Origin of the sequence: Mucilaginibacter agri (assembly GCF_009928685.1) — a bacterium.
GTDB lineage: Bacteria > Bacteroidota > Bacteroidia > Sphingobacteriales > Sphingobacteriaceae > Mucilaginibacter > Mucilaginibacter agri.
The window spans coordinates 119,057-135,013 of record NZ_WWEO01000045.1 but is presented as its reverse complement, the minus strand read 5'-3'; the positions used below and the strand labels follow the sequence as shown (position 1 = coordinate 135,013).

Sequence of the window (15,957 nt, the reverse complement as noted above, 5' to 3'; positions counted from 1 at the left end):
TTAGCTGCATTACACCTTTATAATGGCGAAAGTTTTAATTATAGACGATGAGCGCGCGATACGCAACACGCTCAGAGAGATTTTGGAATACGAAGATTACCAGGTAGAAGATATCGATAATGGTATAGATGGGTTGCAAATGATCCAGAAAAACGATTACGATCTGGTATTGTGCGATATTAAAATGAACCGAATGGATGGCATGGAGGTGCTAACCGAAGGCTTAATAATTAAGCCCGACCTTCCTTTCATCATGATCTCGGGCCATGGTACGGTTGAAACGGCAGTTGAAGCCAGCAAAAAAGGCGCATTTGACTTTATATCAAAACCACCAGACCTCAACCGCTTACTGATAACTGTACGCAACGCCCTCGATCGCGGAAGTTTGGTAACCGAAGCCAAGACTTTAAAACGTAAGGTATCTAAAGTTCGCCCTATATTGGGTAACTCGCAGGCAATAGTAAAAATCAAAGAAACGATAGAGCGTGTTGCCCCTACCGATGCACGCGTACTGGTTACCGGTGCCAATGGTAGCGGTAAAGAATTGGTTGCACGCTGGTTGCACGAAAAGTCGAACCGAAGTAATGCGCCTCTTATAGAAGTTAATTGCGCGGCTATACCTTCAGAATTGATTGAAAGCGAATTATTCGGCCATGAAAAAGGTTCATTTACCTCTGCGGTAAAACAACGCATCGGCAAATTTGAGTCGGCTAACGGCGGTACACTTTTCCTGGATGAGATTGGTGACATGAGCCAATCGGCCCAGGCTAAAGTATTACGCGCCCTTCAAGAAAACAAAATAACCCGCGTAGGCGGCGAAAAGGAAATAGAGGTTGACGTGCGCGTAGTAGCGGCTACGAACAAAGATCTGTTGAAAGAAATTGAAGACGGTAATTTCCGTATGGACTTGTACCATCGCCTAAGCGTGATCCTGATTCATGTACCGCCGCTTACCGAGCGCCGCGACGATATTCCACTAATTACACAAAGCTTTTTGGAGGAAATTTGCAGCGAATATGGTATGCCGGTAAAACGTTTCTCAGAACCCGCCATGGAAGCCCTTAAAGCACTGCCTTGGAGTGGTAATATTCGCGAGCTGCGTAACATGGTTGAGCGCCTGATCATCCTGAGCGATAAGGTAATTACCGATGGTGATGTAAAAGCCTTTGCCAACCCATCGGCTCCCGTTACTATTGCCACTGCGGCCAATGGCGGTGGGGCCGCTACACCGCAAACAGATTTCGACCAGTTTAAAAACTTCCAGGAATATAAAGATTTTGCCGAGCGTGAGTACATTAAGTTCAAGCTCGAAAAAAACAATTGGAACGTGTCTAAAACTGCTGACGATATCGACATACAGCGAAGCCACCTTTATAGCAAAATAGAGAAATACGGATTGAAGAGAGGAGAATAATTCCAGTCTTTGATCAAACAAGAAAGGGTTAACATCACTGTTAACCCTTTCTTGCTATATAAGAATAACTTTATTAATTGTTCAGTTGGAATACAATCGGGATATTATACTGAACACGTACAGCACGCCCGCCCTGCAAACCAGGTTTCCACTTCGGAGCCATACGCAATACTCGCAAGGCTTCGGCATCCAGTTCGGGACTAACGCCTTTAACTATTTTAATATCAGTTAAACTACCATCGCGTTCTACAACGAAACTTACAAAAACGCGGCCCTGAGCTTCAGTATCTGGATAGCGAAGGCTGCGTTGTAAAAACTTAGCCCAACCAGCCATACCACCATTTGGTTCAGGTGCCACATCTGCTGTAAGCAGTACGCCACCGTTATCATCTCCTTTGTCGGCAGTACCGTTTCCTGCACCGCCCCCATTTGTAATTGGTTGTACAGCAGGCGCTCCCGTACCTTTAGATACTTCAGAACCAGAGATAGATTTTTGAAGATCGGCTATTGTTGGCGGATTTGTATTTACCTCCTCCGGCGTGATGCGGGTTGGTATTACTACGTTAGGCGCCGATTGAGTTGGCGCTAACGGTTTAGCCGTTATTGGTTTAGCCGGAGGTGGAGGCAGCGCTTTATCCTGCTGTTTAGGAGGCGGAGGCATAACCACCTTCGTGAGATCAATCGTAATCTCCTTATCACGAATTAGTTCGACCTGCTTAGTACGTGCAACAATACTTAAAGTAATAGCAATAGCAACAAATCCAAAAAGGGTGTACGATAAGGCCCGCACCATATATTGCGAGTAGTGTTGCCTTAATTCATAAGCACCGTAAGACTTGTTACGTTTCTCAAATACAAGTTCGAGCCACTCAGACTTGTACAAATCAAATTTTGGGATAAGCATGGTGATTGAAATTAAATTTTATATATAACGTGTTTAAACATTATAATATTTTATCAAGCCATAAAGTTTTTACTTTTTTTTAGCCCAAAATTGCATTTATATCATATTGCTAAAACATATATTATTTCACTTATAATTTTCTAATTTTCTGAAACTTTATTGAATAAATATCAAATACTTACCCGTTTTTATAATTCGATTTTTATTTTTGATGAATTAATTGTCAATAATCCTTTCCTAAAATGTCAAACATTCGATTTAAAGCGTTAGAAGCAGTGTTAACCCGCACTATTCCAGAGGTAAAAACCCCAAGTGCTAAAATTTCCGATTATTTTGCTGCCAACGTTTTCGATAAAAAGAAGATGAGGGAATATTTGTCGAAAGAAGCATACGATAGTATCGTAAATTCGATTGACCACGGCGAACCTATTGCCCGCGATACGGCTGAGCAAACTGCATCGGCTATGAAAGCATGGGCAATGAGCAAAGGTGCTACCCATTATACCCATTGGTTTCAACCTTTAACCGGAACAACTGCCGAAAAACACGATGCTTTTTTTGAGCCGACATCAGACGGGGCTATAGAAAAGTTTAGCGGCGATGCCCTTGCACAACAAGAGCCAGATGCATCTAGCTTCCCTAATGGCGGCATCCGTAATACATTCGAAGCCCGTGGTTATACCGCCTGGGACCCATCATCGCCTGCCTTCATTATGGGCCGCACCTTGTGTATCCCTACTGTATTTGTATCCTATACCGGCGAAGCGCTGGATTATAAAGTACCCTTGTTAAAGGCACTAAGCGCGCTTGATAAAGCAGCTGTTGATGTTTGCCACTATTTTGATAAAGGCATTGAGAAAGTTAATGCTTCTTTAGGTATCGAACAGGAGTATTTCCTGGTAGACCTTGCCTTATATAATGCACGCCCGGATATGTACTTAACCGGTCGTACGCTGTTTGGCCACATGTCTGCCAAAAACCAGCAACTGGAAGATCATTATTTCGGTTCAATCCCAGAGCGTGTTTACGCTTTTATGCAGGATTTTGAGACCGAAGCCTTATTACTAGGTATTCCGTTAAAAACCCGCCATAACGAGGTTGCACCATCGCAGTTTGAGTGCGCCCCAATTTACGAAGAGATAAACCTGGCTATCGACCATAACTCCTTATTAATGGATTTGATGGACAAGGTTGCCAAACGCCATAACTTTAAAGTGTTATTGCACGAGAAACCATACGCAGGCGTAAACGGCTCGGGTAAACACAATAACTGGTCAATGATTACCAATACCGGTAAAAACCTGTTATCGCCTGGCAAAACACCTAAGAACAACCTGATGTTCTTAACCTTCTTTGTGAACACCATTAAAGCGGTTGCCGAGCATGCTGACCTTTTGAGGGCATCTATTGCTACCGTAAATAACGATCACCGCCTGGGCGCTAATGAGGCCCCTCCTGCCATTATATCTATTTTCCTGGGCAGCCAGTTAAATGATGTATTGGATGAGATCGAAACCTCTCGTATCAGCAAAAAATTGAAGGAAGAAGCTTTACTATGGCAAGGCATCCCGAAGATTCCGCAGATATTGAAAGACAATACCGACCGCAACCGTACCTCTCCTTTTGCTTTTACCGGTAATAAATTTGAGCTGCGTGCTGTAGGTTCATCAGCAAATTCGGCCAATCCAATGACCATTCTGAACGTGATCGTTGCAGATCAGTTAAGAAAGTTCAAGCTTGAAGTTGATAAACTGATTAAAAAAGGCGAGAAAAAAGACCTTGCCTTGCTTACGGTTATCAAACGTTACATCAAAGAATCGAAAGCCATTCGTTTTGAAGGCAATGGCTATAGTGAAGAATGGGAAAAAGAAGCAGAAACCAGAGGTCTTTCAAACGTTAAAACTACTCCAAGAGCATTAGACGTTTTAATTACCGAAAAAACCGAAAAGCTGTTTGAAGATACCCGCGTATTCAGCCGTCGCGAAGCACACGCCCGTCATGATATTTTGTTAGAAGAATTCTACAAGAAACTTCAGATAGAGGCACGTGTTATGGGCGAGTTGGTTAACAACGTAATTATTCCTGCTGCCATTACTTACCAAAGCAAATTGGTTGAGAGCGTAAGGGGCCTTAAAGATATCGGTTTAAAACCTGATACTTATGCCGCACAATTAGATATCATCACCAAATTGGCAGAGCATATAAACTTCATTAAAACCAATGTTGATAAGATGGTAGACGAACGTAAGAAAGCTAATGCTATCGACGATGTTCGTGAAAAGTCTATTGCTTATGACGAAAAGGTAAAAACATTCTTCCAACCAATTCGCTACCATGTAGATAAGTTGGAGCAACTGGTTGACGATAGCCTTTGGCCGTTACCAAAATTCAGAGAATTGCTATTTATCAAATAATTGATTTATAAAAAGAAAGAGGCTCAAACTGAGCCTCTTTCTTTTTATTTATGCTTGATTAAACAAATCAGCCTGCTTATGCTGTTTTACCATCGCATCTCGATACTGGTTCAGCAGTGCCGATTTAGATATAAAGCCGATGAATTTATTGTTATGCGTTACCGGCAAGCGCCAGGCGTCTATGGTATCAAAAAGTTGCATCACATCTTGGGCGGATTGCTCGTAGTCAATAATTGCCGGAGGTATCGCCATTACATCACCTATGGTGGCATCTGCAGGTAATGCAGGGTCGTATAATACCTTACGCATTTCGTCGAGCCAAAGCACACCCTTTAACTGCTGATCTGCATCTAATACTGCAAAAACATTTTCGTTGGTACTTGCCAGCAATTTATAGAGTTCGGATACGGGTTGATTCTTATCAAGCGGAACAAAATTCCGATTAATTACCTTATTCAACTGTATGGAGTTTAGCATCTGGTCATCCTGTCCCGGATATACATGCTTTTCGTGGATCAGATCGTGCCAGTACATGTTGTGCGGGTTAGACAGCCTCGATATAATATAGGCAATAGCCGAAACGATCATCAACGGAATAAACAATACATAACCTCCGGTGATTTCCGCGATGAGAAATATAGCGGTCAATGGGGCATGTAAAACCCCGCTTAGTGCACCGGCCATACCTACAGCAATAAAGTTGCTCGTATTTAAATGTACAAGGCCTGTTTGATTAACCACATAGGCCACAAACAAGCCCAAAAATGCACCGGTAAACATTGTTGGCGCGAATGTACCACCGTTACCACCAGAGCCCAAAGTAATACCTGCAGCAATAATCTTCATAAACACTAATGCGGCAATAAACCCGGCCATTACCCAAGGATGTTCTAAAAGCGGTGCAAATAGCGACTCTTCTTTCAACACGCCAATATTTCCGTTTAAACACTCCTGCAAATAATGATAGCCCTCACCAAGCATTGGTGGAAATATCAAAATAATGATTCCTAATATTAATCCGCCCAGTACTGCTCGCACATAACGGTTTTGCTTTTTAAAAATTCCTTTTTCTAGCTTTTCCGCTGTTTTTGATATATAGATGGCAACCCATCCGCTTAACAACCCTAGTAAAATGTAGAACGGTAGTGCAGCCATTACCCAACCTTCGGTAACCAAATGAAACAGTTGGCGCGAATACAATGCCTTAGCTACAACCACCCCGGTAGCAGATGCTATAAGCAGCGGAATAAACGTGGATATACTCATCTCGCCCAGTAAAATTTCTAACGAGAACAGTACGCCTGCTATTGGGCTGTTAAATACAGCTGCGATACCTGCCGATGCACCAGCCGCCATTAATACTGTTTTATGATAAGAACTCAATTTAAAAAAACGACCGGTGTTTGAGCCAATAGCCGCCCCGGTAGACACAATTGGTGCCTCCAACCCCGATGAACCACCAAAGCCAACAGTAAGCGAACTGGTAATTAAATGTGAGTAAACATTATTGAACTTAACGTTAGCTTTTTTACGCTTTATAATATAAATAAGTGTACCTATCCCCTTTTGAATCTGATCGCGATTAATTAAATGTTGGTAGGCTACCGTAAGTAGTATACCCAGTGCCGGTAAAAAGATATAGATAAAATGGAACGGTAAGTGCAGCGAGATTCTGCGACTCAGGTCTTCCATAAAATGCACCAGGTATTTTAACAACACGGCTCCGAGACCGGCAATTAAGCCAACAAAAACACTGCAATAGATCAGAAAGTTATTTTTTCCTAATCTTACCAAACGCCAGCGGTTAACATTAATATAGTGAAGAAGTGTCTTTATCATGAGAATAAGATGCGAAGGCCGGCAATTTAATGAATTTGCTGCTTAAAACTATTGGGATGCTTATATTTGCCCATGATTTCTTCGCAAAGGTATGACCAGCGGGGCGTGTCGGCCTCCAAAGATGATGTACACAACGCCATTAAAAACATTGATAAAGGCATATTCCCTCAAGCTTTTTGTAAAATAATTCCGGATGTATTGGGTGGCGAAGCCGATTGGTGCAATATTATGCATGCCGACGGCGCGGGTACTAAATCGTCATTGGCTTATTTATACTGGAAGCAAACGGGCGATATCTCCGTATGGCGCGGCATTGCTCAGGATGCTATTATTATGAATGTTGATGACTTACTCTGTGTAGGCGCTGTAGATAATATCCTGTTATCATCAACCATTGGCCGCAATAAGAACCTGATCCCGGGCGATGTTATTGCCGCCATTATTAATGGCACCGAAGAAATATTGGCTGAGCTCCGCGAAGCAGGTATTGGCATTTACTCAACCGGTGGTGAAACTGCCGATGTTGGTGATTTAGTGCGTACTATTATAGTAGATAGTACCGTAACCTGCCGCATGAAGCGCAGTGATGTTATCAGCAATGATCGCATTAAAGCTGGTAATGTAGTTGTCGGTTTAGCTTCTTATGGCAAGGCAACTTACGAAAACGAATACAACGGCGGCATGGGTTCAAATGGATTAACCTCCGCCCGCCATGATGTTTTCAATAAAAAACTGGCTGAACAATTCCCGGAAAGTTATGATCCAGCCGTTCCTTACTCATTGGTGTTTTCGGGAAGTAAAAACTTAACCGATAAAATCGACATAGGCAACGGAGAAACCGTAGATGCCGGTAAACTGGTGTTATCTCCTACCCGCACCTATGCGCCCGTTATTAAAGCTATACTTGATAAATATCGTTCGCAAATTGATGGAATGGTACATTGCAGTGGTGGTGCACAAACCAAAGTATTACACTTTGTAAACGACGTACACATTATTAAAGATAACATGTTCGACGTTCCTCCATTGTTTAAGCTGATCCAAAGCGAATCTGGTACCAGCTGGCAAGAGATGTACAAGGTGTTTAACATGGGCCACCGTATGGAGTTGTATGTTCCGCAGGAAATTGCTGAAGACATCATTAATATCTCTAAAAGCTTTAACATCGACGCACAGATCATTGGCCGTGTAGAAGCAGCCGAGCAAAAACAGGTAACCATCCGCTCTGAGTTTGGCGAGTTTGTATATAATTAGCTCTGGTTTAGAATAAAAGCCCCGGTTAAAAAATTAACCGGGGCTTTTATTGTGAATTATCAAGTTACCCTTAAACAGCAAAGGCCCCGATAAATCGGGGCCTTTGCCATATATTACTTTTCTAAATATTAGAATGAGTAACGTACGCTTAGCTGACCTCTCCAACGAGATAAGTAATCGTTGTAGAAGTATGGTCTAAGTTTACCATCAACAGTGTTGAATTTAGTTTTGTCGAAGTTAAATGTAGGAGTAGCTGTTTGAGTTACTACAGTAAACAAGCTTACGCTTTGGTTTGCCGCATAGTAAGAGTTACCCCAATCTTTGTTTAACAAGTTACCAATGTTCATTGCATCGAAAGTAACTGATAACGTGTGAGTTTTGTACACGCGGAAATCTTGTTGAATTTTTAAGTCAACGTGGTTTTCCCAAGGCATTCTGTCACCGTTACGCTCAACATTCTGACCTAAGTGTTTTTTCAGGTATGGATTTTGATCAACAAAAGCCATGTAATCTGCAAACTGCTGATCTGCAGTTAAAGTAGTGGTACCAACTTTTAACGGAGCAAATTGAGCCTGAGCAACTGTAGTAGGTAAGTATACTAAGTTAGCAGAAGAGCTTTTGCTTGATACATCATCACCAGTAATGTTATTAGCATACAGGTAAGATAAAGTTTGACCAGACTGACCAATATATACTAAACCAACGGTAGTAGCCATTTTGTTGTGCAGGTAAGCAAAACGTTTTGAAATGTAACCTACTATACGTGATCCTGGATCGTAGTTAGAACGGCTAACATCAAGGTTATTTAAACCGTTGGTGTTGTAAGCGAAACGCCAGTTAGAGATAGCTGTAGAGCTAGTACCGTCGTTAACTGAAGTTGAGTGACCGTAAGTGTAAGCAATGCTACCAGCCCAGCCGTTAGAGATTGGTTTCTGGATTTGAGCAGTTAAGTTATAAGCATAACCTTTGCTTGTGTTGGTCATATAAATAACGTCTGTATAGTTGTTATTTGCTCTTGTAAAGTTGTAGAACGGACGAGTTGTGTTACCCAAAGTAACAGTACCCGGAGTAGCAGTTAAGTTAAGATTCTGATAGTTGATATCGTTGATCTTTTTGGTATAAATACCTTCTAAAGTTCCGATCAAGCCCCAGAAAGGTAATTTCTGATCGATAGCGATGTTACCACGTACTGTTTGAGTAAACTTAAAGTTTTTGTCAGTTAAGTCAATCTCAGATGGAGCATTGCTGGCACCTAACTGAGCACCTAAGTGTGGATCGTTAGGATCGTAGTTGAAATGGATGTTAGCTGTAGATGGATTAGTAGTAGCGCTTGATGAGAATTTGGTGATTGTTACACCAGTACCACCGTATTGGTTAGAGATCCACACAAAAGGCACGCGACCGGTAAAGATACCAGCACCACCACGTAATTGTGTAGAACCATCGCCGTTAACATCCCAGTTAAAGCCAACTCTTGGCGCAAATAACGGAGTTGATTTTGGCGCCTCGTTAGTTTTAACACCGTATTGCTGTGCAATAGCAGTAGCATTGAATGCAGTGTTTTCAGCAGGGCTATTGATAAATACAGGCATATCGATACGTAAACCGTAAGTCAGTTTAAATTTATCGCTTATGCTCCAAACATCCTGACCATAAACAGCTAATTGAGCCGCCTTTAAGATCTGGTTTGCATTATCATTACCACCAGCGTTTGAGTAGTAAGCACTGTAGTTAGCAGGTGCTGCTGTACCAGATTCAAACTGGGCTATTGAAGTATACTTGTTATAGTAACCGTAGTAGTATTGGATAAATACGTTGTTTGATTTGTACAACAAGTTATCAGTACCTAAAGTAATGGTGTGCTTGTTTTTGTAGATAGTATAGTTATCAGTTAAAGTCCAGCTATCTTGGTTTAAGCTGTTTCTTACTGATGAACCATCACCACCGAAGTTGTAGTTCAAGCCATTATCCTGGATGTATACCAAAGGAAAATCTGAGGTAGCTCGTTTATCACGTGTAGCGGTATAAGTTAAACGTAATACGTTTGATGAACCATTTCCAAAGCTTGAGTTTAACTCGGCAACAGTTGAGTTATTCTTAGTTTTGAAAGTGTAACCGTTGCTGGTGAAGTTAATGGTTGTTGGGCTACGGCTAATCACAAAGTTATCACCGTCAGTATAGCTATGACGTACAGTTAACTTGTTTTTGTCGTTGATGTTCCAGTCTAAACGACCGAAAGCATAGTGTGAACCTTGGTTTTTGTTGATAGTACCATAGCTATCACCAATATCGAAGTTATACTTTTGTTGAACGAAAGTACGTAACTGTTGTAATACAGCAGGATCGAATTTTGAACCAGAACCAGCTTCAGCAGGGTCATTAGCTAAAGGAGTAGTATTATCTATACGCTCGTAGTTACCAAAGAAAAATAATTTGTTTTTGATAATCGGGCCACCTAAGCTAAAGCCGTAAGTTTTGTTTTTGAAGTTCTGATATTTTAAATCAGTGCTTACGCTTTTACCAACGAAATCCTGATTTTGGTAGTAACCATAAGCAGAACCGTGTAATGTATTAGTACCACTTTTTGTAACCGCGTTGATACCACCACCAGTGAAACCACCTTGAGTAACATCATAAGGTGCAAGCACGATCTGTAACTCCTGGATAGATTCGATTGGAATAGGGTTAGCACCAGCTTGACCACCATTGGTACCGCTACCAGCTAAACCGAAAACGTCATTGCTCATGGCACCGTCAACAGTAAACTGGTTATATTTATTGCTTTGACCAGCAAATTGGATACCCAATGCGCTACCGTCAGAGTTGCTGTTGATTGAAACAGCTTGCGGAGTTAAACGCGCAAAGTCTTGTACGCTTCTGGTAACAGTTGGTAAGCTTTGGATCTCGCGAGAAGAAATATTGGTAGAAGGACCTCTTCTTTCAGCGCTGATAACGCTACCTTTTTTTGCGCCGGTAACGTTTACTTCAGCAAGCGTTTTGCCTTCATCAAGTAAAGTTACTTCTACTTTAGTTGGCGTACCTAAACTCGCGTTCAGATCTGTAAAGCTGCGTGAAGCAAAACCGATAAAGCTGATTTTTACGGTGTAAGGGCCACCAGCTTTAACGTTTGGAATAGTAAAATCACCATTACCGCGAGATACTGTACTGTAGTTGGTACCGGTAGGTACGTGCGTAGCAATAACAGTTGCACCCGGCAAGGGTAAACCTTTCGAATCTTTGATTGTACCTGTAAAGCTACCTGTGGTTACCTGTGCAAAGGTAAACAGCGTAGATAACAGAAACACGATTGAGAGAAGTAAGTGTTTTCTCATGTTTGTTTTGTTTGTTTAACGTATCAATTAAATAAGGCGCAAATATAGATAAAGCACTAAGAGCCAATGTTAAGGAATTGTTAATAAAGACATCGATTTATCAACAATATATCATCCAAAAAACATTTTTTGCAACAAAACGCCCTTAAAATTCGTAAGAAGCCAATTGCACCGTTCAATTGTATCATATTTATTACGGTATTTGCAATCGCATCTTCGCCTCTTTATAATAGTAACGTCATCAATATATAGCTAAGCCCCATTGGCTGTTTCGCATTTCGGGGTTTTTACTTAGTTTTGGCGCAAACAAAAAGCATAATCTGTAAAATATCATGAACTACGATGTCATTGTTATAGGGTCGGGCCCGGGTGGCTATGTTGCTGCAATCCGCGCTTCCCAGTTAGGTTTAAAAACCGCAGTAGTTGAGCGGGAGTCTTTGGGTGGTATATGCCTTAATTGGGGCTGTATCCCAACAAAAGCACTATTAAAAAGCGCACAGGTATTTGAATACCTTAATCACGCTGCCGACTATGGTATTAAAATAGAAGGTCAGGGTGTGGTTGATTTTGAAGCTGTTGTTAAACGCAGCCGCGGCGTTGCCGATGGTATGAGCAAAGGCGTGCAGTTTTTGATGAAGAAAAACAAAATCGATGTAATTAACGGTTTTGGCAAGCTTAAAGGCAAAGGCGTTGTAGAAGTTAAAGCCAATGACGGTTCAACAACTGATCATCAGGCTAAACATATTATATTGGCAACAGGTGGCCGCTCGCGCGAGTTACCTAATCTTAAACAAGACGGTGTTAAAATTATCGGTTACCGCCAGGCGATGAACTTGCCTAAACAGCCAAAATCAATGGTTGTAGTAGGTTCGGGCGCTATCGGTATCGAGTTTGCCTACTTCTATAACTCAATTGGTACCAAAGTTACTGTAGTTGAATTTTTAGGTGACATCGTTCCGTTAGAAGACGAGGAAGTATCAAAACAACTTAACCGCAGCCTTAAAAAACAAGGCATCAACATCATGACCAGCTCCACAGTTGAGTCTGTTGATACCAGCGGCGACCTTTGCAAAGTAAATGTTAAAACCGAAAAAGGCATGGAAGTGCTTGAAGCTGAAGTTGTATTATCGGCTATCGGTATCAGCACCAACCTGGAAGGTATCGGACTGGAAGAAACCGGCGTTAAATTTGACAAAGGCAAAGTATTGGTTGACGATTACTACCGCACCAATATTGAAGGCATTTACGCTATTGGCGACATTGTAAAAGGCCAGGCACTTGCTCACGTGGCATCTGCAGAAGGTATTACCTGCGTTGAGAAAATTGCAGGTTTACATGTTGACCCAATCAATTATAACAATATCCCGGGTTGTACTTATTGCTCTCCGGAAGTTGCTTCTGTTGGTTACACCGAAAAAGCAGCCCGCGAAGCCGGATACGAAATTAAAGTGGGTAAATTCCCATTCTCGGCATCTGGTAAAGCCAGTGCAGCTGGTGCCAAAGAAGGTTTTGTTAAAGTAATTTTTGATGCTAAATACGGCGAGTTCTTAGGAGCACACATGATTGGCGCTAACGTTACCGAAATGATTGCCGAAGTAGTTACCGCCCGCAAACTGGAAACTACCGGTCATGATGTTATTAAAACCGTACACCCTCACCCAACCATGAGCGAAGCTATTATGGAAGCTGCAGCTGATGCATACGGTGAAGTAATACACTTATAGCCCCTACCCCTAAAGGGGAGTTTGGAAAAGCTTAAAGTATTTATAAATTTGAAAGCCTTCATTAATTAATGAGGGCTTTTTCTATTATTAGTTTTCACATTTTATTACCCTTTTAGGGGGCTATTGGGGCATGAATCTACATACTATCAATACAGGCTTTTTTAAATTAGATGGCGGCGCTATGTTTGGTGTAGTGCCCAAATCCATTTGGCAAAAAACTAACCCGGCCGACGATAACAATATGTGTACCTGGGCTATGCGTTGTTTACTGGTTGAGGATGGCAACCGCTTGATATTGATAGATACCGGCATCGGCGATAAACAAAGTGAAAAATTTTTTAGCCATTATTACCTCCACGGCGACGATACGCTTCAAAAATCGCTTGCCGCGAAAGGTTTTGGGATGGATGATATCACAGATGTGTTTTTAACTCACCTGCATTTTGACCATGTAGGCGGCGCTGTAAAACGCGAAGGCGACAAACTAGCCCCTGCCTTTAAAAATGCAACTTATTGGAGCAACTCCAGCCATTGGGATTGGGCTACCAACCCAAACGAGCGCGAGAAAGCTTCATTCTTAACAGAGAATATATTGCCCATTCAGCAAAACGCTCAGCTAAAATTTGTTGATATAACAGATGAAACACCGTTTACTGACGATTTCAGTATCCGTTTCGTATCCGGCCATACCGAGGCTATGATGCTTCCATTGATTAATTATAAGGGCCGACAAATTTTATACATGGCAGACTTGCTACCGTCAATCGGGCACTTGCCTATCCCCTACATAATGGCTTACGATATGTTCCCGTTGAAAACAATGGCAGAGCGCAAGCTATTTTTTAATGAGGCAGCCGACAAGCAGTATGTATTGTACCTCGAGCATGATTCTGCAAACGAATGTTGCACCGTGCAACAAACAGAAAAAGGAATACGTGTTAAAGAAACATTCGCATTAACGGAGTTATAACTCCCGGTTTTCATATGCCAAAATATCGCCTGGTTGACAATCCAGTGCCTGGCATATCGCATCAAGTGTTTCGAGCCTGATGGCCTTGGCTTTACCGTTTTTTAATATCGAAAGATTAGACAGGGTAATACCAACCCGCTCGCTCAATTCGTTCAATGACATTTTGCGTCGGGCCATCATCACATCCAAATTAATAATTATTGGCATCTTATATTGTAGGTCTTATTTGAAAGAAAAATATTTGCACTCGCAAAAAATAGGTGTTTTAACAAATGATTTATTTTTTGTACATTTAAGTGCTTTTGAGCACCAAGCTTGGGGAGCGTCTAATTATTTATTGAATATCGATAAATAATTACCGAGAAACAACCTAAATTTAATACATTTTCAACCTGAAAGTAATTATCGGATAAAGAGCAAATATTCAACAACAATTTTGTATCTTTGCACGTTCAATTCTATAACAAGAATCGAGGTAATAAAAATAGATGAGACAACTCAAAATAACTCAATCCATTACCAACCGTGAGTCACAGTCACTGGACAAATATCTCCACGAGATTGGTAAGGTTGACCTAATCACTGCCGAAGAAGAAGTAATATTAGCACAAAAGATTCGCGAGGGCGATCAGGCTGCCTTAGAGCGGTTAACAAAAACTAACCTCCGATTTGTGGTTTCTGTTGCTAAACAGTATCAAAATCAAGGCCTTACATTGGGCGACTTGATTAATGAAGGCAATTTAGGTTTAATTAAAGCAGCCAAGCGTTTCGATGAAACGAAAGGTTTCAAGTTCATCTCTTATGCCGTTTGGTGGATCCGTCAATCAATTTTGCAGGCTATTGCCGAGCAATCCCGTATTGTGCGTTTACCATTAAACCAGGTAGGTTCATTAAGTAAGATCAGCAAAGCATTCTCTAAATTAGAGCAGGAGTATGAGCGCGAGCCATCACCAGAAGAACTTGCTGACATTTTAGAAACCACCGTTGACAAAATTTCTGACACACTGAGCAACTCAGGCCGCCATGTATCTATGGATGCCCCATTTGTTCAGGGTGAAGAAAACACCTTGTTGGATGTACTGGAAAACCAGGAGCCAAACACCGACTCTATTTTAATTAACGAGTCGTTATCAGAAGAAATAAAACGTTCGCTATCTACGCTTACTGAGCGTGAGCGTGAGATCATCGTTTTATTTTTTGGATTAGGCACCAATCACCCGCTATCGCTCGAGGAAATTGGCGAAAAGTTCAATTTAACCCGCGAACGTGTGCGCCAGATCAAAGACAAAGCGCTACAAAGGCTGAGACACACTTCCAGAAGTAAAATTCTGAAATCTTATTTAGGATAAAATCGCAGAGCCTCCGCAACAAACGGAGGCTTTTTTGTTTTATATAGTATGCAGCCCGCCGACTATGAGCATCTCACCCCTTCCCAAGCTATTGCCTACCAAAGCGAATTACGACAGCAAATTCATATCGAATCGCTTGATAATCCAATCAACGTTATCGGCGGTGCCGACATCTCATTCAATAAATATTCCGAAACAGTTTACGCAGGCATCATCCTGTTAAAATGTCCTGAGATGACCGTAGTTGGTCATTCCTCCGTGATTAGCCGTACATCTTTCCCCTATATTTCCGGCCTATTAGCTTTTAGAGAAGTACCAGCCCTACTAGAAGCATGGGACAAGTTAGATATTAAACCCGACCTCCTCGTTCTAGATGGACAAGGCATTGCGCACGAACGTAGACTAGGGATTGCCACACATTTTGGCTTAGTTACCGATGTGCCAACTATCGGCAGTGCTAAAAGCCGTCTGTACGGCCGCCATCAAGAGCCCGCCAACGAAGTGTTCGCCGAAAGTCCGATGTATGATCGCGGCGAAATAGTGGGCATAGCCTTGCGCAGCAAAAAGAATTGCAACCCCATTTATATTTCGCCCGGGCACCGTGTTAGCATGGATCAGAGCGTCCAGATCATCAAAAACTGCATTCGTGGTTATCGTATTCCCGAGCCTACCCGTCAGGCTCATATTTTGGTTAACAGGGTGAGAGTTGAGGATAGCGGAACAGATAAGCAGTTCTCATTATTTTAATCAGAGAATT

General features: G+C 41.8%; 11 protein-coding genes. 7 read left to right on the top strand and 4 right to left on the bottom strand.

Annotated features, from left to right (window positions below):
• Positions 1 to 22 precede the first annotated feature (22 nt).
• On the top strand, positions 23 to 1,414 hold the full coding sequence (locus GSY63_RS20650; RefSeq protein ID WP_166587753.1) for a sigma-54-dependent transcriptional regulator: 1,392 nt from the start codon (positions 23 to 25) through the stop codon (positions 1,412 to 1,414).
• A 73-nt stretch (positions 1,415 to 1,487) separates the two neighbouring features.
• Here GSY63_RS20650 and GSY63_RS20645 read toward each other — a convergent pair whose 3' ends face one another.
• Positions 1,488 to 2,318, bottom strand: a complete 831-nt coding sequence (locus GSY63_RS20645) for an energy transducer TonB (protein WP_166587752.1) — start codon at positions 2,316 to 2,318, stop codon at positions 1,488 to 1,490.
• 242 nt (positions 2,319 to 2,560) lie between these two features.
• Here GSY63_RS20645 and GSY63_RS20640 point away from each other — a divergent pair, with 242 nt between their 5' ends.
• On the top strand, positions 2,561 to 4,732 hold the full coding sequence (locus GSY63_RS20640) for a glutamine synthetase III family protein (RefSeq protein ID WP_166587751.1): 2,172 nt from the start codon (positions 2,561 to 2,563) through the stop codon (positions 4,730 to 4,732).
• A gap of 48 nt (positions 4,733 to 4,780) precedes the next feature.
• Here the strand turns inward: GSY63_RS20640 and GSY63_RS20635 are convergent, their stop codons facing one another.
• On the bottom strand, positions 4,781 to 6,571 hold the full coding sequence (locus GSY63_RS20635) for a chloride channel protein (RefSeq protein WP_166587750.1): 1,791 nt from the start codon (positions 6,569 to 6,571) through the stop codon (positions 4,781 to 4,783).
• A 72-nt stretch (positions 6,572 to 6,643) separates the two neighbouring features.
• Between GSY63_RS20635 and GSY63_RS20630 the strand changes: the two genes are divergently transcribed.
• Positions 6,644 to 7,825, top strand: a complete 1,182-nt coding sequence (locus GSY63_RS20630; protein ID WP_208094625.1) for an AIR synthase related protein — start codon at positions 6,644 to 6,646, stop codon at positions 7,823 to 7,825.
• Between the two features lie 128 nt (positions 7,826 to 7,953).
• Here the strand turns inward: GSY63_RS20630 and GSY63_RS20625 are convergent, their stop codons facing one another.
• The gene (locus tag GSY63_RS20625) at positions 7,954 to 11,157 is read right to left on the bottom strand and encodes a TonB-dependent receptor (protein ID WP_166587749.1); all 3,204 of its coding nucleotides are present in this window, start codon (positions 11,155 to 11,157) and stop codon (positions 7,954 to 7,956) included.
• 332 nt (positions 11,158 to 11,489) lie between these two features.
• Here GSY63_RS20625 and lpdA point away from each other — a divergent pair, with 332 nt between their 5' ends.
• Positions 11,490 to 12,881 (top strand): dihydrolipoyl dehydrogenase, encoded by a 1,392-nt coding sequence (lpdA, locus tag GSY63_RS20620; RefSeq protein WP_166587748.1) that lies wholly within the window; start codon positions 11,490 to 11,492, stop codon positions 12,879 to 12,881.
• Between the two features lie 130 nt (positions 12,882 to 13,011).
• Complete coding sequence (locus tag GSY63_RS20615; protein WP_166587747.1) at positions 13,012 to 13,851, top strand: MBL fold metallo-hydrolase; 840 nt, start codon at positions 13,012 to 13,014, stop codon at positions 13,849 to 13,851.
• On the opposite strand, the gene GSY63_RS20610 is transcribed toward GSY63_RS20615, so the two are convergent.
• The gene (locus GSY63_RS20610; RefSeq protein ID WP_166587746.1) at positions 13,846 to 14,058 is read right to left on the bottom strand and encodes a helix-turn-helix domain-containing protein; all 213 of its coding nucleotides are present in this window, start codon (positions 14,056 to 14,058) and stop codon (positions 13,846 to 13,848) included. The two genes, GSY63_RS20615 and GSY63_RS20610, sit on opposite strands and share 6 nt — an antisense overlap.
• A 281-nt stretch (positions 14,059 to 14,339) precedes the next feature.
• Between GSY63_RS20610 and GSY63_RS20605 the strand changes: the two genes are divergently transcribed.
• Together GSY63_RS20605 and nfi are read left to right on the top strand one after the other, a co-directional pair.
• On the top strand, positions 14,340 to 15,200 hold the full coding sequence (locus GSY63_RS20605; RefSeq protein WP_090466905.1) for a sigma-70 family RNA polymerase sigma factor: 861 nt from the start codon (positions 14,340 to 14,342) through the stop codon (positions 15,198 to 15,200).
• Positions 15,201 to 15,248: 48 nt separating this feature from the next.
• Positions 15,249 to 15,947 carry a deoxyribonuclease V gene (gene nfi / locus GSY63_RS20600; protein WP_166587745.1) on the top strand — a complete coding sequence of 233 codons (699 nt, stop codon included), beginning with the start codon at positions 15,249 to 15,251 and terminating at the stop codon, positions 15,945 to 15,947.
• The last annotated feature ends 10 nt before the right edge of the window (positions 15,948 to 15,957 follow it).